The sequence below is a fragment of the Tianweitania sp. genome, from assembly GCF_032053605.1.
Lineage (GTDB): Bacteria > Pseudomonadota > Alphaproteobacteria > Rhizobiales > Rhizobiaceae > Tianweitania.
Window position 1 is genome coordinate 1 of the sequence record NZ_DAMBUH010000040.1, and the last position, 1,280, is coordinate 1,280.

Annotated in this window: 2 protein-coding genes; both read right to left on the reverse strand. The window is 65.8% G+C overall.

The genetic code is table 11. From position 1 onward, the window contains the following. Positions 1-494 (reverse strand): 2-dehydro-3-deoxygalactonokinase (locus RTX98_RS10985; protein ID WP_312796576.1); only part of this gene is annotated, 494 nt, incomplete at its 3' end. Further along, positions 491-1,280: aldehyde dehydrogenase family protein (locus tag RTX98_RS10990; protein WP_312796578.1), on the reverse strand; the 790-nt coding region annotated here is incomplete at its 5' end. The genes RTX98_RS10990 and RTX98_RS10985, both read right to left, overlap by 4 nt.

Here is a 1,280-nt window from a genome sequence, read left to right on the forward strand (position 1 = left end):
CCGGCTTCGATCCGGGCCCATTTAGAGTGCGTTCCCGGCAAGCAAGCCATGCCGGTGAACCCAGGTTCCAGAGCAAGCAGGCCGGCGATTTGCGTTTCCTCGCCGCGCATGACATCGGCGGGTTCGCCCTGGCTCAGACCATGAATGATGCTGACGCTTATGCGCAGGTCCGATGTCGCAACCCGCTGCATGGATGAAGCAATGATCGGTTCGGTCGGCACCGAGACATACGGCACTTCCTGCCAGCCTTGCCGCGCGCCAACCATGCCGCAGGCAACGACCTCGATCGTGCGATCGGCTGAAAGCCACGGTTCGATTGCGGCAAGCAGGGCAGGCTCGAACTGATGTCGCTCTAACCCGCCCATGCCGGTCGGCGCGGTGACTGTTGCCACCGCGCGGTTCGCCGCCATGCCCCAAGCGCGCAGATTGCTCGTACCCCAATCGACGGCGATCCAGTCGATGCGCTCCGCCTTGCTTGTAGGCGTCGTCGTCATGCCAAGTCTTGCGGCAGAAGCTCGGCCGGCAGGTTCTGATAGGCGACGGGGCGCAGGAAGCGCCGGATCGCCAGCGTGCCCACCGAGGTCGTCGAAACATTGGTGCTGGCAGGGTAGGGGCCGCCATGCATCATCGCGTCCGCCACTTCCACGCCGGTCGGGTAGCCGTTTGCGAGAATACGGCCGGACTTGCGCTCGAGCACTGGCACGAGCTGTTTTGCCAGATCCGTGTCGCCGCTATCGAGTTGAAGCGTCGTCGTGAGCTGGCCGCGCAAGCCCTGCGCGATCTCTAGCATCTGATCGCCGCCGCTCGCGCGCACCATGATGCCGAGCGGGCCGAAGACCTCCTCGCCGAGTTCGGGATTGGCGAGGAACGTGTCGCCATCCGTTACGAAGAGGGCAGGGGCGGCTTCGCGGCCGGTGCCTTCGGCGGCATGGGCCTGGCGCACGGCATTGCTGCCGGCGATCCGTGCCGAACCGCGGCGGAACGCGTCGGCGATCCCTTTCGACAGCATCGGCTGTGCCTGCACGGCGCCGAGCGCCTCCGCCGCGTTTTTCTCGAAGCCCTCTGCAATCGCGTCAGGCACGACGATGATGCCGGGATTGGTGCAGAACTGGCCGACACCCATGGTCAGCGATGCCGCCCAATCCCGAGCGATCGTTTCACCGCGAGCCTTCGCGGCTTCCGGCAGCACGAACACGGGGTTGACCGAGCCAAGCTCGCCGAAGAACGGGATCGGCTCTTCGCGGCTGTTGGCAATGTCGAACAAGGCGCGCCCGCCGCCC